Genomic DNA, 20,440 nt, shown 5'->3' on the forward strand with positions numbered 1-20,440 from the left:
AGGACGTGGCGGTCCACGCAGTTGTAGGCGACGTTGAGCTTGCCGCCGACGAACCACTTCGCCACCGGCGCTTCGCTCCAATCCAGCACCTGGGTGAACGGTTCGTCCCAGTGCAGCCGCCGGGCCTGCTCGGCCCAGAACGCGTCGCGATCGGCCGCCGCCCGCTCGTAGAGCGCCGCGCTCGCGTTCGCCCGGGCGGCGAACTCCGCGGTCGGCGGGTACGAGTCCCGGTGGTCGGCGCTGGTTTCAGTCATCTCGTCTCTTCTTTCCACGTAGCCTGAGCGCACGATTCGACGCAGCCAAGTTCGACAGTAATAAACTGTGACCCATACCGCGTGGGGTGTGCCGACCGGGTTCCGCCGCCGCGCGTCGGTTCGAGAAGGTCGCCTCGACGAAGGCGATATTCCGGCCGCGGGGACGTTTCCGCACCGAACTCGAGGTGTTTCGGCAGTGTTGCCGGATCGGTAACAAGTGCGACGAACTCGGATCAATCAGGTGACAGTGCCCGCGCCGGTGGCTACTCTGCCAACCACACAGGGGGATCGTGTCGGCGTGCGCTGACGGGCCTCCCGCGGGTGCCGATCGGCTCCCCCCTTCTCGCACCGGGAGGACGCGTTGAGATTCCACAGAGCGATGGCGCTGACGGCGGCAGTCGGGCTGGCCACGACCCTCGGGCTGTCCGCATGTTCCTCGGGCGACGGGGCCGACGCCGACATCGTCACCGTCAACGGCGGTGAGCCGCAGAATCCGTTGGTGCCCACCAACACCAACGAGAACATGGGCGGGCGCGTGGTCGACCGGCTGTTCGCGGGCTTGAAGTACTACGACGCCGACGGTAAAGCACACGACGAGATGGCGGAGTCGATCCAGACCACGGATCGGAAGAACTACCGGGTGACCATCAAACCCGGCTGGAAGTTCACCGACGGCACGCCCGTGACGGCGAAGTCGTTCGTCGATGCCTGGAACTACGGCGCACTCGGCGGCAACGCGCAGTTGCAGAGCTACGTGTTCGGTCCCATCGTCGGTTTCGACGAGGTGTCCGCGGAAAAGCCGACGGCACAGACGATGTCGGGTCTGAAGGTGATCGACGACCGGACCTTCACCATCGAACTGAAGGCGCCATCGATCGATTTCGAAACCGAACTCGGGTACGCGCCGTTCTATCCGCTGCCGGAGGCGGCGTTCAAGGACATGAAAGCGTTCGGGGAGAACCCGATCGGCAACGGGCCCTACAAATTCGCCAGGCCCGGGGCGTGGGAGCACAACGTCAAGATCGACCTGGTGCCCAACCCGGACTATCCCGGCGGTCGTCCGGCGAAGAACAAAGGGCTGCGATTCGTGATGTATCAGTCCTTCGACACCGCCTACGCGGATCTGCAGGCGGGCAACCTGGACGCGCTCGACACCGTGCCCGACAGCGCGCTCACCTCCTACGAACAGGATCTCGGCGACCGCGCGATCACCAAGCCCACCGCCCAGAACCAGCACATCGGCATCCAATCCAACGTCGCGCACTTCGCAGGCCAGGAAGGGCTGCTGCGGCGCAGGGCGATCTCGATGGCGATCAACCGGGAACAGATCGCGCAGAACATCTTCCACGGCACCCGGATCCCCGCGCGCGATTTCACCGCGAGCACGCTGCCCGGCTTCGACCCGAACCTGCCCGGCTCCGAGGTGCTGAAGTACAACCCCGACGAGGCCGAGAAGGTCTGGGCGCAGGCCGACGCGATCGCGCCGTGGTCGGGCCGCTACGAGATCGCCTACAACTCCGACGGCGGCCACCAGGCCTGGGTGGAGGCGGTGGCCAACAGCGTCAAGAACACCCTCGGCATCGACGCTATCGGCGTGCCGTACCCGACGTTCAAGAACATCCGCGACGAGGTCAACGCGCACACCATCAACAAAGCCTTCCGCTACGGCTGGCAGGGTGATTACCCGACCATGCTGCAGTTCCTCACCTCGCAGTACTACAGCTACTCCGACACCAACAACGTCGACTACAAGAGCCAGGAATTCGACCGCCTGCTCGACGCCGCCCTGGCCGCGCCGAGCCAGGACGAGTCCTACAAGATCATCGCGCAGGCCCAGGCCCTGCTGATCAAGGATCTGGCCGACATCCCGGTGTTCGACTACGTGGCCGCCGCGGGTCGCTCCGACCGGGTGCGCAAAGCCGAACTCGCCTGGAACGGTCTGTTCGACTTCGAGAACATCGAGAAGTAGCCGCCGGCCGCCTGGCGTCCGCCGGACGCTCGGCGGTCCTGTTCAGGAGGCGAAATGGCCTGGTATGTCGGGCGGCGTCTGCTTCAGATGATCCCCGTGTTCCTCGGTGCGACCCTGCTCGTCTACGCCTTGGTGTTCCTCGTGCCGGGCGACCCGATTCACGCGCTGGCCGGGGACAAGCCCATGACGCCCGCGGTGGAGGCGCAACTGCGGGCTCGCTACCACCTCGACCAGCCCTTCCTCGTGCAGTACCTGCTGTATCTGAAGGGCATCGTGACGCTGGACTTCGGCACGGCGTTCTCCGGCCGGCCGGTGCGCGACGAACTCGCGCGCGCGTTCCCGATCACGCTGAAACTGGCGTTCATGGCGGTGCTGATCGAGTCCGTGTTCGGCGTGCTGTTCGGGCTGGTCGCCGGGCTGCGCAAAGGCAAGCTGTTCGACTCGGCGATGCTCGTGGTCAGCCTGGTCGTGATCGCCGTTCCGGTCTTCGTGGTCGGCTTCCTCGCGCAGTTCCTGCTGGGTGTGAAGTGGGGGATCGCGCCCGTGACCGTCTCCGGGAAGGCGACCGTCGGCGAACTGCTGGTGCCCGCGTTCGTGCTCGGCTCGCTGTCGTTCGCCTACGTCCTGCGCTTGACCCGGAATTCCGTGGCGGAGAACATGTCCGCCGACTACGTGCGCACCGCGACCGCCAAAGGTCTGGGCAGGCCACGGGTGGTGATCGTGCACATCCTGCGTAACTCGATGATTCCGGTGGTCACGTTCGTCGGCGCCGATCTGGGCGCACTGATGGGCGGCGCGATCGTCACCGAGGGCATCTTCAACATCCCCGGCGTGGGCGGCACGCTCTACCAGGCCATCACCAGGGGCGAGCCCCCGACCGTCGTCTCCTTCGTCACGGTGCTGATCGTCATCTTCCTGCTCACCAACCTGATCGTCGACCTGCTCTACGCCGCACTCGATCCGAGGATCCGCTATGCCTGACCCCACCGAGGGCCCGCGCCGCGGCCAGGAGCACTTCGTCGCGCCGCCCGACGAGGTCGAGGTGCTGGCCACCGACGCCGTCCTGGATGCCGGAGCGCCGTCGGGGCTCTGGCGCGACGCGTGGCGACAGCTGCGGCGCAACCCCATCTTCGTCGTCGCGGCCGTACTGATCGTGTTCGTGCTGATCGTGGTGATCTGGCCGGGACTGTTCACCGATCAGGACCCCCGGTACTGCAACGGCGACTTCAGCATGGACCCGCGCAGCGCGGGCCACCCGTTCGGATTCGACAAGCAAGGATGCGACATCTACGCCCGCACCCTCTACGGAGCCAGGGCTTCCGTGCTCGCCGGAGTCGGCGCGACCTTGCTGTTCGTGCTGATCGGGGGAACGCTCGGGGCGCTGGCGGGCTTCTACGGCGGGCCGCTGGACTCGGTCGTCTCCCGGATCGCGGAGATCTTCTACGCGATTCCGTTGATGCTGGCCGCGATCGTGATCATGCAGCTGCTGGACGCCCGCACGGTTTGGACCGTGATCGTCATCCTCGCCTTGTTCACTTGGCCGCAGGCGGCGCGGATCGCCCGCGGCGCGGTGATCCAAGCGAAGAACAGCGACTACGTCACGGCGGCGAAAGCATTGGGCGTCTCCAGAATCCAGACGCTCTTGCGCCACGTGCTGCCCAACGCGGCGGGGCCGCTGATCGTGGTGACCACACTGTGGCTGGGCGTTTTCATCGTCACCGAGGCCACGCTGTCGTATCTCGGCGTCGGTCTGCCGCGCACCGTGGTGTCCTGGGGCGCGGACATCGCCACCGGGCAGAAGGAGATCCGCACCTCGCCCATCCTGTTCTATCCGGCGACGGCGCTGGCGCTGACCGTGCTGAGCTTCATCATGCTGGGTGACGCCGTGCGCGACGCCCTCGATCCGAAAGCGAGGAAGCGATGAGCGAGGGCGACCGGCCGCTGCTGGAGATCACCGATCTGAACGTGAGCTTCACCGCCGACGGCAAGCCCGCGCCCGCGGTCCGGGGTGTGAGCCTGTCGGTCTATCCGGGGCAGACCGTGGCCATCGTCGGTGAGTCGGGTTCGGGGAAGTCGACCACCGCCCACGCGATCATCGATCTGCTGCCCGGCACGGGCCGGATCACCTCCGGCTCGATCAGGTTCGACGGCAAGGAACTCACGGCGGCCTCGAAACGAGAGATTGTCGCGGTCCGTGGCAGCGGCATCGGCCTGGTCCCGCAGGACCCGATGTCGAACCTGAATCCGGTGTGGAAGATCGGCTTCCAGATTCGCGAGACGCTGGAGGCCAACGGCATCGCGAAGGGGAAAGCCGCCGAGCGGCGAGCGGTGGAGCTGCTCGCGGAAGCGGGCATGCCCGACGCCGAACGACGCGTGCACCAATATCCGCACGAGTTCTCCGGCGGCATGCGCCAGCGCGCGCTGATCGCCATCGGCCTGTCCTGCCGGCCCAAACTGCTCATCGCCGACGAGCCGACCTCGGCGCTCGACGTGACCGTGCAGCGGCAGATCCTCGACCATCTCGAACGGCTCACCGCCGAACTCGGCACCGCGGTGCTGCTGATCACCCACGACCTGGGCTTGGCGGCGGAGCGGGCCGAGCACCTGGTGGTGATGTATCGCGGCCGCGTCGTGGAGTCCGGGCCCGCCTTGCGGATTCTGCGTGATCCCCAGCATCTGTACACCAAGCGGTTGGTGAGTTCGGCGCCGTCGCTGGCCGCGCGACGGCGGTCGGCGGTGCGGCGCCGGGCCGAGATCCACGCGCAGGCCGTGCAGGTCGCCGCGGAAACGGACGACGTGCTGGTAGCCGAGCGCCTGAGGAAAACGTTCCGCGTTCGCGATCGCGCGCCGTGGAAGTCGACCGAGTTCGTCGCGGTGGACGATGTGTCGTTCCGGCTGCGGCGCGGATCGACCACGGCGATCGTCGGCGAATCCGGTTCGGGCAAGACGACGGTGGCGCAGATGGTGCTCGGACTGCTCGCACCCACCTCCGGCACGGTCACGTTCGACGGCAAAGACGTGGCCACCCTGGACCGGCAGAGCGCCTTTGCGTTCCGGCGGCGAGTGCAGCCGATCTTCCAGGACCCCTACGGCTCTCTCGACCCGATGTACACGATCTACCGGACCATCGAGGAGCCGTTGCGCACCCATCGGATCGGAACCGCCGAGGAACGCGAGGCGACCGTGCGGGAACTGCTCGACAAGGTCGCGCTGCCCGCCGGGGTGCTGCGGCGCTACCCCAGCGAGTTGTCCGGAGGGCAGCGTCAGCGCGTCGCGGTCGCGCGGGCGCTCGCCCTGCGGCCCGAGGTGGTGGTGTGCGACGAGGCGGTGTCCGCGCTCGACGTGCTGGTGCAGGCCCAGATCCTGGGGCTGCTCAACGAGCTGCAGGCCGAGCTCGGGCTGGCGTACCTGTTCATCACGCACGATCTGGCCGTGGTGCGGCAGATCGCCGACGACGTGCTCGTCATGCGGCGCGGCGAGGTGGTCGAGGCGGCGACGACCGACGAAGTGTTCGACCGTCCCCAGCAGGAATACACCCGCAAGCTGCTCGACGCGATTCCGGGACGCGATCTGCTGGCCGGATAGCGGGCCGGGCGCGCGGATCGGTCCGCGCGTGCGCAAGTAGCCTCGTATGCCGTGACCGATCCGCTACAGCCTCTCGTCGATCTCCCCGGTGTCCGGGACGCGGCCGACCGTGCCCGCGACGCGCTCGCCGAGGTGCACCGGCACAAAGCGAACCGGCGTGGGTGGCCGACCACGGCGGCCGAGGCCGCGGTGCGCGCGGCCAGATCCTCGGCGGCCATCGACGGCGGCAGCACGGACATTCCCGCCGACGGCCGCGTGGCCGATCCGATCCTGGCCGGCTCGCTGCGCGTCGGGCAGGCGTTGGACGCAGACGCGCTGCGGAATCTGGTGAGCACCTGGGAACGGGCTCCGTTGCAGGCGCTGGCGCGGCTGCATCTGCTGGCCGCGGCCGATCTGGTGCGGCAGGAGGAGTCGCTCGGCAGGCCGCGCGGCGACGCGGGTGTGGCGCAGCGGCTGGATCTGCTGGCGCAGACGGTGGTCGGTTCGCGAGCGCCCGCGCCGGTGCTCGCCGCCGTGGTACACGGCGAGCTACTGGCGTTGCGACCGTTCGGAACGGCCGACGGCGTGGTGGCGCGGGCGGCGTCCCGGCTGGTCGCGGTGTCGAGTGGGCTGGACCCGCACAGCCTCGGCGTGCCGGAGGTGTTCTGGTTGCGCAGGCGGCAGGCGTACCTCGACGCGGCCGCGGGGTTCGGGACCGGGGACCCGGAGGCCGTCGGCGGCTGGGTGATCTTCTGCTGCGGGGCGTTCGAGGACGGCGCCCGCGAGGCCACATCGATCGCCGACTCGGCGGCGGGATAACCCCCCGAACACATCAAAGCGGGCGGCGTTGTCTGTCGACCTCACCGCCCGCTAGCACGGACTACCCGGTTACCAAGCGTGCTAGGTGGGTTGTGTTCTGCGGCCTCGGCGACAATCCGAACATCGGCCGGTTCATCCCCGCAACCTGTGCGAGGCCTTCGCCGTCGACTATCCGAATTTCGCAGGCCCACAACGCTTCTGCCCTTGTCGCGGCGCGCTCCGCGTGGGTGCCTGGTGCCCGTGCTGGGAAGAACAGTCGGGAGACAGTACCTTCTCTTCCGGTGCTGCCTTGGCCTTCCGCCCTTCCGTAGTTACCTTTCTACACTGTGACTGCACTCACATCAAGTGGTCGCAAAACATTGAATAATCGGCGTGTTTGTCGGCGTTTCGTGGTTAAATGCCTGGTCCGCCGCACCGCCTGTTCAGGCGGCGAAGCCCCCGCAATCATCCAGCGACCCCGTCTCGGGCGGGACGCTCCCGCGTCCGGATTTCAGCGCTTGCGGCGCAACATCCGGTAGCTGATCGCTCCGGCGAGCACGGCGCTCACGCCGACCGCTGCCGTGGCCGCGAGCGTCGTCGAGGACGGCGCCTGGAAGCGCGACCACAGTGACACCGGGTTGGAGAAGGTCAGGACCGGCCAGCCGCGCACGGTCGCCTCGCGGCGCAGATTGCGATCCGGGTTGACCGCGGTGGGATGCCCCACCGCGCCGAGCAGCGGCAGGTCGGTGATCGAGTCGGAGTAGGCGTAGCAGCGGGACAGGTCGTACCCCTCGCTGGCGGCGAGTTTCTCGATCGCGGTGACCTTGCCTTCGCCGTAGCAGTAGAACTCCACCTCGCCGGTGTACTTTCCGTCCGCCACGACCATCCGGGTGGCGGCGGTATGGGAAGCGCCGAGCGCTTCGGCGATCGGACCGACGATCTCCTCGCCGGAGGCCGAGACGATCACCACGTCGTGCCCCCGGATCTTGTGGTCGGCGATCAAGTCGGCCGCCTCGGCGTAGATCAGCGGATCGACCAGCTCGTGCAGCGTCTCGGCCACAATGGATTTCACCTGCTCGACGTCCCAGCCCGCGCACATGCTGGTCAGGTGGGCGCGCATCCGTTCCATCTGGTCGTGGTCGGCGCCGGAGAGCAGGAACAGGAAGTGGGCGTAACTGCTCTCCAGGACGGCGCGGCGATTCAGCAGCCCCTGTGCGTAGAACGGCTTGCTGAACACGAACGTGCTGGATTTCGCGATCACGGTCTTGTCGAGATCGAAGAAGGCCGCGACGCGTCCGCCGGTAGTGGCTGGCTTGTCCACTCGATCAGGATAGGCGGCGGTATGGCATCCGCTCGGTCGGGCGTCGGCCGTGGTGCGGCTTCGGGAGCGGTCGCGCCCGGTGGTGGACCGGCCGCACGCGGGAGAGGAATGGCGGCCACAACGTTCGGCGCGCGCGCTTCCCCTGTGGCGCCAGGCGTGGCCCGGTGAACGGGCGGATCCGCCCCGCCGCGCCTCTTCTGTGGCCGCGCTGCCCTTCGATCGGCGACGGATAGGCGGCGGCCGGACCGCGACGCCGCCGGTCGGCACGCGTGGCGCGTGCGGTGGCGCGGCTGCGGACGGCGCGGCGCCGAGGTTTGCCCCGCAGACGCCGAAGCCACGACGGCCACAAAGATGTCCGTCGGCAGACTTGCGTTGTGGCCGGGGCTTGGGTGTAGTATTGCTGGCACCTGGACATGGTCCAGGCGCGTTCAGCCCGACCCCCCGGGGCTGAACCCGACGGCCCCAGCCTCCTCCCCCCCCGGCTGGGGCCGTCCTCTATTTCAGGGACAGTGTGGCAGGGCGCCGAGTCGGCTTGGTTGTCCACAACCCCGGAGTTGTCCACATTCGGCACATCGCCCCTTCTGTCCCTCTCCGCGTTCAGCGACGCTGACCTGCATGAACCTCGACGCATCGGAGCCGGGCGGCCCTGCGCCCGCCCTCGTGCTCATCGATGACGACCGCCTGCGCGACGAAGTCCGGCGTATCGCGGCGGCCGCCGAACGGCCGCTCGACGAGCGGTCCCGGCCTGTCGGCCGACATGCCTGGACAGGCGCCCCGCTGGTGATCCTGGACACCGACGCGGCGCGCGAAGCGGCGGCCGCGGGCTACCTGCGCCGTGCCGGCGTCGTAGTGGTAACCGACGGTGAGCCAGGGTTGCTCGACTGGCAGGCCGCTGCCGCGGTCGGCGCGGAGCGGGCTATCGCACTGCCCGGCGCGGCGGTGGGGCTTATCGAGATGTTTGCTGAGTATGGCGAGCTGCGTGCGGGTGACGGCGTGGTGGTCGCCGTGGTCGGCGCGGGCGGCGGGGCGGGAGCGTCCATCCTCGCCGCCGCGGTCGCGTTGCGCGCCGCCGCGGAGGGGTTCCGGCGCGAGACCTTGCTGGTCGATGGCGCACCCTTCGCCGGCGGCCTCGACCTGCTGCTCGGTATCGAGAACGCGGCTGGCCTGCGCTGGCCCGACCTGGTGGTGGAGGACGGCCGCGTGTCCGCGACCGCGCTGCACGGCGCCCTGCCCGTCGTGGCGCAGGGACTCGCGGTGCTGTCCTGCGGGCGCTGCGGTGCGGGACGATTGCCACGGGAGCTCGGCGCGCCCGCGGTTCGCGCTGTCATCGAAGCAGGCCGTGCCGCAGGCGATTTCGTAGTTTGCGATGTTTCCGGTGAGCGCGGGCCGCATGCCGACCAGATGCTCGACTCGGCGGACCTCGTGGTTCTGGTCGTCCCGGCGCGGCTGCGGGCGGTCGCCGCCGCCGAAGCGGTGTCCGCCCATATCGCGCGGCGAAACCCGAACCAGGGCCTGATCGTTCGCGGCCCTGCGCCCGGCGGCCTGCGCGCAGCCGAGGTCGCCGAAGTGCTCGATCTCCCGCTGCTCGCCGCCGTCCGCGCCCAGACCGGTCTCGCGCACCGGCTGGAGCGCGGCGGGATGTCGGTGAGCCGCCGTGGGCCGCTGCGCGACGCCGCCGACGCCGTGCTCGGCGTACTGAGCGCACCACCGGCGCAGAGGCGCTGAGGAGGGGGAGATGAGCGCGATACTGACCAGCGAACTGCTGGACCGGGTACGGGAGCGTCTGGCGGGCGAGACGGGCGACCCGGATCCGGCGCAGGTGGCCGCGGCGATCCGGGCCGAAGCGGGCGGGGTGCTCGGCGACACCGACCTGCTGCGTGCCCTGCGGCTGTTGCAGACCGAACTCACCGGCGCGGGCGTACTCGAGCCGCTGCTGCACGATCCCCATGTCGCCGACGTCCTGGTGACGGGTCCGGACGCGGTGTGGATCGATCGCGGGCATGGACTGGAGAAGACCTCGATCACCTTCTCCGACGAGGCCGCGGTCCGGCGGCTGGCCCAGCGCCTGGCCCTGTCGGCGGGACGACGACTCGACGACGCGCAACCGTGGGTGGACGGCAGGCTGACCGGAACCGGTGCGGTATCGGGTGATTCGTTCGGCGTTCGCCTGCATGCCGTCCTCGCGCCCGTCTCGCATGGCGGCACCTGCCTGTCGTTGCGCGTACTCCGTCCGGCCACCCAGGGGCTCGATGCGCTCGCCGCGGCTGGTTCGGTGCCCGCCGACGCGAAACGACTGCTGGAACGGATAGTCCGGGCGAGGCTGGCGTTTCTCGTCGTCGGCGGCACCGGCGCGGGGAAGACGACGCTGCTGTCCGGCCTGCTCGCCACGGTGGACCCGGCCGAGCGGATCGTCTGCGTCGAGGACGCGGCGGAACTCGCGCCACCGCATCCGCACGTGGTCCGGCTGGTGGCCAGGACCGCGAACGTCGAAGGCGTCGGCGAGGTCAGCGTGCGTGACTTGGTCCGGCAAGCGCTGCGCATGCGGCCGGACCGGATCGTGGTCGGCGAGGTCAGGGGCGCCGAGGTGGTCGACTTGCTGACCGCGTTGAACACCGGACACGACGGCGGGGCGGGCACCGTGCACGCCAACTCGCCACAGGAAGTCCCCGCCCGGCTCGAGGCTCTCGCCGCTCTCGGCGGCATGGATCGAGCGGCTCTGCACAGTCAACTCGCCGCGGCGGTGCAGGTCGTCCTGCACGTGCACCGCCGATCCGACGGCTCGCGCGGGCTGCGCGAGGTCGGGCTCGTGCACCGCACCGGCGATGGGAGCGTGCGGATCACGCCCGCCTGGCATGCCACCGGTGCGGCCCCCGCCGCAGCGGACCTGTCCACGCTGCTCGCGGAACGGCTGGACCGGTGAGCGGCGCGGTGTTGTGTCTGGCGCTGGCGTTGGTCATGGTCCCCGCGCCCCGGTCGCACCGGCGGTTCGGGCAGTTGTTCACCGGGCGGGCCGAGTATCGAATGCCGGGCAAAGCCATGATTTTTCGCGTTTGTGCCGGCGCGGGCGTCGTGAGTGTGCTCATCCTCTTCGGCGCAGGCCCTTTCCTCGCGGCCGGCCTGGTCGCCGGAACGGCCGAGTTCCGAACGCGCCGGGCGGCAGGCGAGCGGCGCAGGAAGGCCGAGCAAGGCCACCTGCTCGATGCCTTGGAGGCGGTGATCGCGGAGTTGCGGGTGGGGGCGCATCCGAGCGCCGCCGCCGAGACCGCCGCACGCGAGGGATGGGGCGAGTCGGCCCGCGCGTTCACCGTCGGCGCCGCCCGCAGCCGACTCGGTGGCTCGGCGGCGGAGGGTCTGCGCAGGCCGGGTTCGCCGATCGCCGTGGAACTTTCCCGAGTCGCCGGGGCGTGGCAGGTGGCCGAGCGGCACGGCTTGGCCCTGGCCGAGTTGCTGTCGGCGGCGCGGACCGATCTCGCGGGGCGTCTTCGATTCCATGGCCGCACCACCGCGGCGCTGGCCGGCGCACGGGCCACCGCGGCGGTCTTGGCGGGCTTGCCGCTGCTCGGCATCGCCCTCGGCCACCTGATGGGCGCCGCGCCGCTGCACGTTCTGTTCGCCTCGTCCGCAGGGGCGGTGCTGTTGCCGCTCGGCGCAGGCCTGGCTTGCGCCGGCTTGCTGTGGACCGACGCCATCACTCGAAAGGTGTTGCTATGAGGTTATTTCCGATGGCGGTCCGAGGACGGTCGGAACAGTTTCCGCACACGAGGCCGGTTTCGGTCGGCGAGGAAGGGCGGTTTGCGGGCACGCCGGTTCCAAGGGTTGTGTCTGCCGTATCCGCGCGTGGTGCGGCGCGGCGAAGTCGTCGTCCGGGGGAGGCTCTTGGACTGCGGCGAATGCTGGTCCGCAGCGTCGGTCGGCTCTTCGGCGGTCGCCTGCGTGCCGCCGCCCTCGCGCTGGGAAGCCCGGCACGTGCAGGCGCAGGCGTGCCGGAGGCGTGCGGTGTGCCGTCACGCGGCCCGACGGCGGGGCGCGTACGAGGTCGTCGCACAACAGGATCGCTGAGGAAGGCTGACGATGGCGTTCACACCTGGGGCGGCACTGTCATTGCTGCTGGTGGCAGCCGCGCTCGCGACGGTGCCAGGACGGGTTGCCGTGAGCAGGCGATTGCGAGCTCTCGGCCGGACACACAAGGCGCCGGCCGATGCGCCGCGCCGTGCGAATCAGGCGCCCGATCCGCTGGCTGTCGCCTCGGTTCTCGACCTGCTTGCCGCCTGTCTGCGTGCCGGGCTGCCGATGGCGGGCGCGGCGCGCGCAGTGGCGCCCGAAGCACCGGAACCGCTCGGCGAAGCACTGCGGCGGGCCGCGGACCTGCTCGCGTTGGGCGCCGATGCGGCCGTGGCCTGGCAACAGGTGGCGCGGGATGCGGATGGACGTCCCGGGGCCAAGGAGATCGAGTCGCTGGCCCGGATGGCGCGCCGTTCGGCGCGGTCCGGGTCGTCGCTGGCGGCAGCGGTGACCGAGCTGGCCGAGCAGCGCAGAGCCGCGGTCGAGGACATCGCCGCCGCGAAGGCGGAGCGTGCGGGCGTCCTCATCGGCGGCCCGCTGGGACTGTGCTTCCTCCCGGCCTTCGTCTGCCTCGGCATAGTGCCGGTGGTGATCGGCTTGGCGGGCCAGGTGCTCGATGGTGGCCTGCTGTAACCGCGCCCCAGGTTCTGACCGTGCCGCCCATGGTGTGGAGGCGTTCGCGCGGGCCCATCGCGCAGATTCGAGGGCTGGCGGTCGGACGACCCTCGCGCCGGGCCATCCCTCGGATCGCATCGGGAGAAGGGCGCACGGGCGGGCCCACGTTCGTCAGGACAGCGGGCCACGCCCCGGCGCTGCCGCTGCTCGGCGCGCGCTTGCGGTCCGTTGCGGACCGAAGCGATCGAGACCGTGTTCGGGCGGCCGCGCGCACTGCATCGGAGAAGGCGTGCTCGTGCGGATCGGCCGCACGGGCCGGAAAGGAGGAATCGGGTGCGTATCCAGGGGGTCGCGAAGTCCGTGGGCCGCAAGATGCGGGCTGTATATATGAGCCTGCGCGCGCGAGCGCTACGGGCGATGGTCGCGGAGGACGGCATGAGCACGGCGGAGTACGCGATCGGCACGATCGCGGCGGCGGCGTTCGGCGCCGTGCTGTACGGGGTGGTGACGGGCGACAGCATCGTCAACGCGCTGACGAAGATCATCGACCGGGCGCTGAACACAGCGGTGTAGCCGTTGCCGCACCGAGGCTCGGGGACGATCGGGGAGGGGTGACGATCGAGGCGGCGCTCGGCCTGATCTCGGTCGTCGCCACCGTAGTGCTCTGCCTCGGGGCTCTGCTGGCGGCGTCGGCGCAGGTCCGCTGTGTCGACGCCGCCCGCGAGGCCGCCCGCCTGAGCGCACGGGGCGATCACGCGAACGCGCGTCCAGCGGCCGAGCGCATCGCCCCGCCATCGGCCGGCATCACCGTCCGCATCGAGGGCGCTCGCGCGATTGCCGTGGTTTCCGCACGCGCCCCGCTTCTGCCGCTGCTCACCCTGCGCGCGGAGGCGGTCGCGACCCTCGAGCCCGGAGCCACCGAATGAGGGGGTGTGCGTTCTCCGCGCTGCGGCGCGACGAGCAGGGGTTGGCCACCGTGTTCGCATGCTCGGCGCTGGTGGCCCTGATCGGGGTGACGCTGTTGATCGCGCAGGTGGGAGCCGTGGTCGTGGCGCGGCATCGGGCGCAGGCGGCCGCCGATCTGGCGGCGCTGACCGCGGCGGGCGCCTTGGTCGATGGCGTCGAAGCCGCATGTGATGAGGCGGACCGGGTGGCGCGGCGGATGGGCACGCGAATCCGTGTTTGCGAGGCGGCGCAGTGGGACGCCACCGTGGCGGTGGAAAGGAATGTACCAATAGGTCTGTATGGCGATCGGATCGTTCGGGCGAGCGCGCGGGCCGGACCGGTTGAAGAGTGAAGGAGTTCGATACACGGTAGGCTCCGCGTCGCTTCCAGTAGCGGAAATCGGAAATTTACCGGCCGGTTTATCAGCGGGCTCGCGGAATTACCCGCGCGAGCCGGGATATGGAAAACGAAGGAATGCGCATGTCGGCAATCGGGGTGGTGGCAATAGTCTAGTTAACATGAATCTATTCCTTTTTATTCGTCAGGGGTGAAGCGGTGTCATTCCACTGGGAGGTATCCCAGCCTTCCCAGCGTGCGCGCTGGCAAGGTCGACAATTGGTCACATGTCCGGCTCTGCGTCGTCACGAATCGAGCGGGACGTCCGCACCGGCGGACAGTTCGGCGAGCACGGCGGTGAGCAGGCGTTCCGCTGCCGCCTTGTCCAGCGGGTGGTTCCCGTTGCCGCACTTGGGTGACTGGACGCAAGACGGGCAGCCCGCCGCGCAGCCGCACGACTCGATGGCCGACAGGGTGGCCGTGAGCCACTGCCGCAGCCGGGCGAAGCCGCGCTCGGCGAATCCCGCTCCACCGGCTTGGCCGTCGTAGACGAAGACGGTGGGCAGGCCGGTATCCGGATGTTCGGCGGTGGATACACCGCCGATGTCCCACCGGTCACAGGTGGCCACCAGGGGCAACAGGCCGATGGCCGCGTGCTCGGCCGCGTGCAGCGCTCCGGGGACATCCTGGGGTTCGATCCCCGCGAGCGCCAGCAGTTCGGGTGTCACCGTGTACATGACCGCCCTGGTAGGCAGGGTCTGCGGCGGCAGGTCGAGTTCGACCAGGTCGAGTACTTCGCCGGTGATCAGCGTGCGCAGATAGCCGATCACCTGGCTGGTGACCCGTACCCGCGCCAAGCCGGCCGTCACGTGACCGTGGGAGCGTCGCTCGGTGACCGCGTCGATGACGATCGAGGTCACCTGGCGCGCACTGGTGGTCCACCCGGGCTCCGCGGCGTGCACGAAGGCGACGCCGTCGTCGAGATCCAGCTCGTCGACCACGTACGTCTCGCCCTGGTGCAGGTGCACGGCGCCCGGGTGCAGCGTCGCCCCCGCCCGGCGCGCATCGGCGGTGCCGAGCAGCCTGCCGGTCTCGCCGTCCACGATGGCCACCGGGGCGCCGATCCCACCTCGGACGTCCACCGCGTCGTGCGGCTGCGTCTCCGCGGTCACGTACCAGCGTGCGCTTTCTCCCGCTCCACGCCGCCTGATCAGCCCTTTCGCGGTCAATTGCGCCAGCACTTCGCGCGCGCCGAGCTCGTCCACCTCCGCATCGGTCAGCGGCAGCTCCAGTGCGGCGCACAGCAGTTGCGGACCCAGCACGTAGGGATTGCGCGGATCGGTGATGGTGGCCTCGACGGGCTTGCCGAGCAGCGCTTCCGGGTGGTGAACCAGGTAGGTGTCCAACGGATCGTCCCGCGCCACCAGCAGCACCAGCGACCCCTGCGTGCGTCGTCCGGCCCGCCCGGCCTGCTGCCAGAACGACGCGACCGTTCCGGGAAAACCCGAGATGACCACGGCATCCAGTCCCGCGATGTCGACGCCGAGTTCCAGCGCGCTGGTGGTCGCGGCGCCCAGCAGCGATCCCTCCGACAGGGCCGCTTCCAGCTCACGCCGATCCTCCGCGAGATAACCCGCCCGGTAGGACGCCACACGCACGGCCAGATCCGGATCGACCTCGTCCAGAAGTCGCTTGGCCTCCATCGCGGTCAGCTCGGCGGCCCGGCGGGAGCGCACGAAAGTCAAGGTCCGCGCGCCTTCGGCCACCAGGTCCGCCATGATCCGCGCTGCCTCCGCGGTGGCGGGTCTGCGCACCGGGGCGCCGTTCTCGCCGGTCATGGTGGTGAGCAACGGTGGCTCCCAGAGGGCGATCGTCCGCGGCCCCCGCGGTGATCCGTCCCGGGTGACCGCGGTGCAGGGCGCGCCGATCAGGCGCGACGCGGCCGCCGCCGGTTCGGCGGAGGTCGCCGAGCAGAGCACGAACACCGGGTCGGCGCCGTACCGTGCGGCGATCCGCCGCAGCCTGCGCAGCACCAGCGCGACGTGCGAGCCGAACACACCGCGATAGGCGTGGCATTCGTCCACCACCACATAACGCAGCCTGCGCAGCACCCGCGCCCAACGCTGGTGCGACCGAAGTATGCCCAGGTGGAGCATGTCCGGATTGGTGAAAACCCAGCGCGCGTTGGCGCGTACCCACTGCCGGATCTCGGCGGGCGTATCGCCGTCGTAGGTGGCCGGATGGACATCGCGCAACGGGCCTTCGTGGGTCAGCGCGCCGACCGCGCGCAGCTGATCAGCCCCGAGCGCCTTCGTCGGCGACAGATACAACGCGGTGGCCTTCGGGTCCGCTTGCAGCGTGGTGAGCACCGGAAGCTGGTAACCGAGCGATTTGCCGGAGGCGGTACCCGTGCTCACGACGACGTGCCGCCCGTGGAACGCTTCCTCGGCGGTCTCCACCTGATGGCGCCACGGCGCGGCGACGCCCGTCTCGCGCAATGCCGCGATCACTTCCGGCGAGGCCCACATGGGCCACGCGGAGTGCTCGGCGGCGCGCGCGGGCAACTCGGCCACGTGAGTCAGCCGTGGGTCGCCGTCGGGCCCCCCGGCTAGGACACGATTCAGCAACGATGCCCCGTAGCCGAGCTCGGTTCCCGGCCGTCCGCGCAGCGCGGAGTCTCGTGGATTCACGCCGCGAACCCCGCAACACGCTCGGCGAGTGTGAAACGTGTGCGTCCGGGACCCGCCACCTGCCATTTCGATACCCAATAGCGACCTGGGTCACAGCTTCTTTGCCGAACGTCCACTCGGTTATCACCAGGCAAACGAACCCCAAGTCTGGATTCCGCCATTGTGTCCCTCACCTGCGCATTCGCAAGATCAACTTTTTTGCAAATTGTCGGTAACTCGACTGTTGAATTGCCCGAAGACATGGTTCACTGGTTCCTGGTCGCAAGCTTCTGTGTTCGAGGGACGGATCCAAAGTCCAAACCGTCAGCAGGATCGATGTTGCGAACGGTGTGCTTGGTGCTTTCCTGCAGGGGGAACCAACAGTACAGCGGTCACAACGGACCCGGTGGACGAACCCAGTTGTCCGCCGTTCCGGTAAGAAAAGAGAAGGAACAGAATGGCACAGGGAACTGTGAAGTGGTTCAACGCGGAGAAGGGGTTCGGCTTCATCGCGCCGGAGGACGGCTCCGCTGACGTCTTCGTCCACTACTCCGAGATCCAGGGTTCGGGTTTCCGCACCCTCGAGGAGAACCAGAAGGTCGAGTTCGAGGTCGGCCAGGGCACCAAGGGCCCGCAGGCCACCGGAGTGCGTGCGCTCAGCTGAGCGGCGCAAGGATCCACAGCTCGTCCCTCACCACCGGCAACGGGGTGAGGGACGAGCTATATCTGGGGTAGTCACGGCCCGTGTGCGCCGGCGGAACGGTCCGCCGAGCATGCCGCGGCGCAGGTGTGGCGAAACGGCAAGGCATACTGATTCGAACTCACGGGCGTACGCTCGGTGGTTCGAGTCGCAAGCACTCGACCACACGCGGCGTCACGGTATAAACGTGTCTGGTGCGACGTTCAGCCGTCGCAGCCGCTCGCCCCAGCCGCGCGCAGCGGGAAACTACGCAGCGCGGGTCGATCAGGAAAGGTGTATTCGCCGGTGGCAACACGAGACCTCGGTGCAGCCGACCAGGGTCGTCCCCTGCGTCGTCTCGTGATCGTCGAGTCCCCGACCAAGGCCCGCAAGATCGCGCCATACCTCGGTCGTAACTACACGGTCGAGGCGTCGGTCGGCCATATCCGGGATCTGCCGCGCGGCGCGGCCGATGTCCCGGCCAAGTACAAAGGCCAGTCCTGGGCGCGCCTCGGCGTCGACGTGGACAACGACTTCGAACCCATCTACGTCGTGAGCCCGGACAAGAAGGCCAAGGTCACCGAGCTGAAGAGTCTGTTGAAGGACGCCGACGAGCTCTACCTGGCCACCGACCCCGACCGGGAGGGCGAGGCGATCGCCTGGCACCTGCTGGAAACGCTCAAACCCAAGGTCCCGGTCCGGCGGATGGTGTTCCACGAGATCACCGAGCCCGCCATCCGGGCGGCCGCCGCGGACACCCGCGACCTCGACAACGATCTGGTCGACGCACAGGAGACCCGCCGCATCCTGGACCGGCTCTACGGCTACGAGGTCAGTCCCGTGCTGTGGAAGAAGGTCATGCCGCGGCTGTCGGCAGGCCGCGTGCAGTCGGTGGCCACCCGGGTGATCGTGCAGCGCGAACGTGAGCGGATGTCGTTCCGCTCGGCCGAGTACTGGGACATCGCCGCCAAGCTGGACGCGGGCAACGGCGAGGGGAGCGACGCCACCAACCCGAGAACCTTCGGCGCGCGACTGGTCACCGTCGACGGCGCGCGGGTCGCCACCGGACGCGATTTCGGTTCGGACGGCAGGCTGAAGTCCACCAACGGCGTCGTCGTACTGGACGAAGGCTACGCGCGGCGCCTGGCCGAGGCGCTGGACGGCGTCGATCTGGTGGTCTCATCGGCGGAGGCCAAGCCGTACACCCGCAAGCCCTATCCGCCGTTCATGACCTCCACGTTGCAGCAGGAGGCCGGACGCAAACTCCGTTTCACCTCCGAGCGGACCATGCGGGTCGCGCAGCGACTGTACGAGAACGGCTACATCACCTATATGCGTACCGACTCGACGACGCTGTCGGAGTCGGCCATCGCCGCGGCGCGCGCGCAGGCGACTCAGCTCTACGGCTCGGAGTACGTGCACCCGACCGCGCGGCAATACAACCGCAAGGTGAAGAACGCCCAGGAGGCACACGAGGCGATCCGCCCGGCGGGCGACACCTTCGCCACCCCAGGCGAACTGCACGCGCGGTTGGACAACGACGAGTTCCGCCTCTACGAACTCATCTGGCAGCGCACGGTCGCCTCCCAGATGGCCGACGCCAGGGGCACCACGCTCACGCTGCGCATCACCGGCGTCGCGGGCACCGGCGAGGAGTGCGTGTTCTCCGCCTCCGGCCGCACCATCACCTTCCCCGGCTTCCTGAAGGCCTATGTGGAGAGCGTCGACGAGGAGGCGGGCGGGCAGTCCGACGACGCGGAGTCCAGGCTTCCCGCGCTGGAGGAAGGCCAGGCCGTCACCGCGGTCGAGCTGAATCCCGATGGGCACAGCACGAATCCGCCCGCGCGCTACACCGAGGCTTCGCTGATCAAGACGCTCGAAGAACTCGGCATCGGCCGTCCGTCGACGTATTCGTCGATCATCAAGACGATCCTCGACCGCGGCTACGTCTACAAGCGCGGCAGCGCGCTGGTGCCGTCATGGGTGGCGTTCGCCGTGATCGGCCTGCTGGAAGAGCATTTCGGCCGGCTGGTCGATTTCGACTTCACCGCCGCCATGGAGGACGACCTCGACGCCATCGCCGGTGGGCGCGAGCAGCGCGGAAACTGGTTGTCCAGCTTCTACTTCGGCGGCGAGCACGGCGTCGAGGGTTCGGTCGCGCGGTCCGGCGGTCTGAAGAAGATGGTGGGGGACCGGCTCGACGACATCGACGCCCGCGAGATCAACTCCATCAAGCTGTTCACCGACGCCGCCGGGCGCGACGTGGTCGTCCGGGTCGGCAAGTACGGGCCCTACCTGGAGCGGATGGTCACCGATCCCGATGACCCCGAAGGCAATGCGGTGTCGCAGCGGGCCAACCTCCCGGACGATCTTCCGCCGGACGAGCTGACGCCCGAGGTCGCCGAGAAACTGTTCGCGACGCCGCAAGAAGGTCGCTCGCTCGGCGTCGATCCGGAGTCGGGGCACGAAATCGTCGCCAAGGAGGGGCGTTTCGGTCCCTACGTCACCGAGGTGCTGCCCGAACCCCAGGCCCAGGAGGGCCAGGAGCCCGCCAAGAAGACCGCGAAGAAGGCCGCGGCGCCCAAGCCGCGCACCGGTTCGCTGTTCAAGTCCATGGATCTGGCCACCGTCACGCTCGACGACGCGCTCAAGCTGCTGTCGCTGCCGCGCGTGGTGGGTACCGACCCGGCCAGTGGCGAGGAGATCACGGCGCAGAACGGACGTTACGGGCCTTACCTGAAGAAGGGCACCGACTCGCGTTCGCTGAACACCGAGGATCAGATCTTCACCGTCACGCTGGAAGAGGCGCTGAAGATCTACTCCGAGCCGAAGCGCCGTGGACGGCAGGCATCGAGCGCCGCTCCGCTGCGGGAACTCGGCAACGACTCGGCCACCGGCAAGCCGATGGTGATCAAGGACGGCCGCTTCGGTCCGTACGTCACCGACGGCGAGACCAACGCGACGCTGCGCAAGGGCGACGAGATCGAATCGATCACCCCGGAGCGGGCCATGGAGCTGCTCGCCGACCGGCGGGCGCGCGGGCCGGTGAAGAAGACCGCGAAGAAAGCCGCGGCGAAGAAGGCGCCCGCCAAGAAGACCGCCGCGAAGAAGACCGCCGCCAAGAAGGCGACCGCCACCAAGACGGTCGCGAAGAAGACCACCGCGCAGAAGGCGGCGGCGAAGAAGGCCGGCGTCGGAAAGTCGTGAGTTCGCGGCTCGTGGCCGTAG

At 69.1% G+C, this 20,440-nt stretch carries 17 protein-coding genes; 14 read left to right on the plus strand and 3 right to left on the minus strand.

Annotation, left to right across the window (positions count from 1 at the left end; translation table 11 throughout):
* Positions 1-254 (minus strand): acetyl-coenzyme A synthetase N-terminal domain-containing protein (locus ACH49X_RS31000; RefSeq protein WP_397071578.1); only part of this gene is annotated, 254 nt, incomplete at its 3' end.
* A 379-nt stretch (positions 255-633) separates the two neighbouring features.
* Here ACH49X_RS31000 and ACH49X_RS31005 point away from each other — a divergent pair.
* From ACH49X_RS31005 to ACH49X_RS31025, 5 genes are read left to right on the plus strand one after another with little or no spacing between them, the layout of a single operon-like run.
* The gene (locus ACH49X_RS31005; RefSeq protein ID WP_357208979.1) at positions 634-2,223 is read left to right on the plus strand and encodes an ABC transporter substrate-binding protein; all 1,590 of its coding nucleotides are present in this window, start codon (positions 634-636) and stop codon (positions 2,221-2,223) included.
* A gap of 54 nt (positions 2,224-2,277) precedes the next feature.
* Complete coding sequence (locus ACH49X_RS31010) at positions 2,278-3,204, plus strand: ABC transporter permease (protein WP_195077965.1); 927 nt, start codon at positions 2,278-2,280, stop codon at positions 3,202-3,204.
* Positions 3,197-4,147, plus strand: a complete 951-nt coding sequence (locus ACH49X_RS31015) for an ABC transporter permease (protein ID WP_195077966.1) — start codon at positions 3,197-3,199, stop codon at positions 4,145-4,147. The genes ACH49X_RS31010 and ACH49X_RS31015 overlap by 8 nt, the downstream gene beginning before the upstream one ends.
* Entirely contained in the window at positions 4,144-5,808 is a 1,665-nt protein-coding gene (locus ACH49X_RS31020; RefSeq protein ID WP_357110595.1) for an ABC transporter ATP-binding protein, read from the plus strand. Before ACH49X_RS31015 ends, ACH49X_RS31020 begins: the two co-directional genes overlap by 4 nt.
* A gap of 51 nt (positions 5,809-5,859) precedes the next feature.
* Positions 5,860-6,606 (plus strand): oxidoreductase, encoded by a 747-nt coding sequence (locus ACH49X_RS31025; protein WP_195077968.1) that lies wholly within the window; start codon positions 5,860-5,862, stop codon positions 6,604-6,606.
* A gap of 490 nt (positions 6,607-7,096) precedes the next feature.
* On the opposite strand, the gene ACH49X_RS31030 is transcribed toward ACH49X_RS31025, so the two are convergent.
* Positions 7,097-7,906, minus strand: a complete 810-nt coding sequence (locus ACH49X_RS31030; RefSeq protein WP_195077969.1) for an HAD family phosphatase — start codon at positions 7,904-7,906, stop codon at positions 7,097-7,099.
* 615 nt (positions 7,907-8,521) lie between these two features.
* Between ACH49X_RS31030 and ssd the strand changes: the two genes are divergently transcribed.
* The 7 genes from ssd to ACH49X_RS31065 all read left to right on the plus strand — a co-directional run bounded on the left by ssd (position 8,522) and on the right by ACH49X_RS31065 (position 13,880).
* Entirely contained in the window at positions 8,522-9,631 is a 1,110-nt protein-coding gene (gene ssd, locus ACH49X_RS31035; protein WP_357208935.1) for a septum site-determining protein Ssd, read from the plus strand.
* Positions 9,632-9,641: 10 nt separating this feature from the next.
* Complete coding sequence (locus ACH49X_RS31040; RefSeq protein WP_195077971.1) at positions 9,642-10,826, plus strand: TadA family conjugal transfer-associated ATPase; 1,185 nt, start codon at positions 9,642-9,644, stop codon at positions 10,824-10,826.
* The gene (locus tag ACH49X_RS31045; RefSeq protein WP_357110600.1) at positions 10,823-11,617 is read left to right on the plus strand and encodes a hypothetical protein; all 795 of its coding nucleotides are present in this window, start codon (positions 10,823-10,825) and stop codon (positions 11,615-11,617) included. The genes ACH49X_RS31040 and ACH49X_RS31045 overlap by 4 nt, the downstream gene beginning before the upstream one ends.
* Positions 11,618-11,977: 360 nt before the next feature.
* The gene (locus ACH49X_RS31050) at positions 11,978-12,601 is read left to right on the plus strand and encodes a type II secretion system F family protein (RefSeq protein WP_357110603.1); all 624 of its coding nucleotides are present in this window, start codon (positions 11,978-11,980) and stop codon (positions 12,599-12,601) included.
* A gap of 354 nt (positions 12,602-12,955) precedes the next feature.
* Positions 12,956-13,156 (plus strand): DUF4244 domain-containing protein, encoded by a 201-nt coding sequence (locus ACH49X_RS31055; protein ID WP_357110714.1) that lies wholly within the window; start codon positions 12,956-12,958, stop codon positions 13,154-13,156.
* Between the two features lie 38 nt (positions 13,157-13,194).
* Positions 13,195-13,509, plus strand: a complete 315-nt coding sequence (locus ACH49X_RS31060) for a TadE family type IV pilus minor pilin (RefSeq protein ID WP_357110606.1) — start codon at positions 13,195-13,197, stop codon at positions 13,507-13,509.
* Positions 13,506-13,880 carry an Rv3654c family TadE-like protein gene (locus ACH49X_RS31065; RefSeq protein WP_195077975.1) on the plus strand — a complete coding sequence of 125 codons (375 nt, stop codon included), beginning with the start codon at positions 13,506-13,508 and terminating at the stop codon, positions 13,878-13,880. The genes ACH49X_RS31060 and ACH49X_RS31065 overlap by 4 nt, the downstream gene beginning before the upstream one ends.
* A gap of 289 nt (positions 13,881-14,169) precedes the next feature.
* Here ACH49X_RS31065 and ACH49X_RS31070 read toward each other — a convergent pair whose 3' ends face one another.
* The gene (locus tag ACH49X_RS31070; protein WP_397071584.1) at positions 14,170-16,554 is read right to left on the minus strand and encodes a DEAD/DEAH box helicase; all 2,385 of its coding nucleotides are present in this window, start codon (positions 16,552-16,554) and stop codon (positions 14,170-14,172) included.
* A gap of 436 nt (positions 16,555-16,990) precedes the next feature.
* On the opposite strand from ACH49X_RS31070, the gene ACH49X_RS31075 reads away from it, so the two are divergent.
* Both ACH49X_RS31075 and topA read left to right on the plus strand, forming a co-directional pair.
* Positions 16,991-17,197, plus strand: coding sequence for a cold-shock protein (locus ACH49X_RS31075; protein WP_011206895.1), 207 nt, complete (start codon positions 16,991-16,993; stop codon positions 17,195-17,197).
* A gap of 375 nt (positions 17,198-17,572) precedes the next feature.
* Positions 17,573-20,419, plus strand: a complete 2,847-nt coding sequence (gene topA / locus ACH49X_RS31080; protein WP_323124588.1) for a type I DNA topoisomerase — start codon at positions 17,573-17,575, stop codon at positions 20,417-20,419.
* Positions 20,420-20,440 lie beyond the last annotated feature (21 nt).

The sequence above is a fragment of the Nocardia sp. NPDC019323 genome (assembly GCF_044389845.1).
Lineage (GTDB): Bacteria > Actinomycetota > Actinomycetes > Mycobacteriales > Mycobacteriaceae > Nocardia > Nocardia implantans.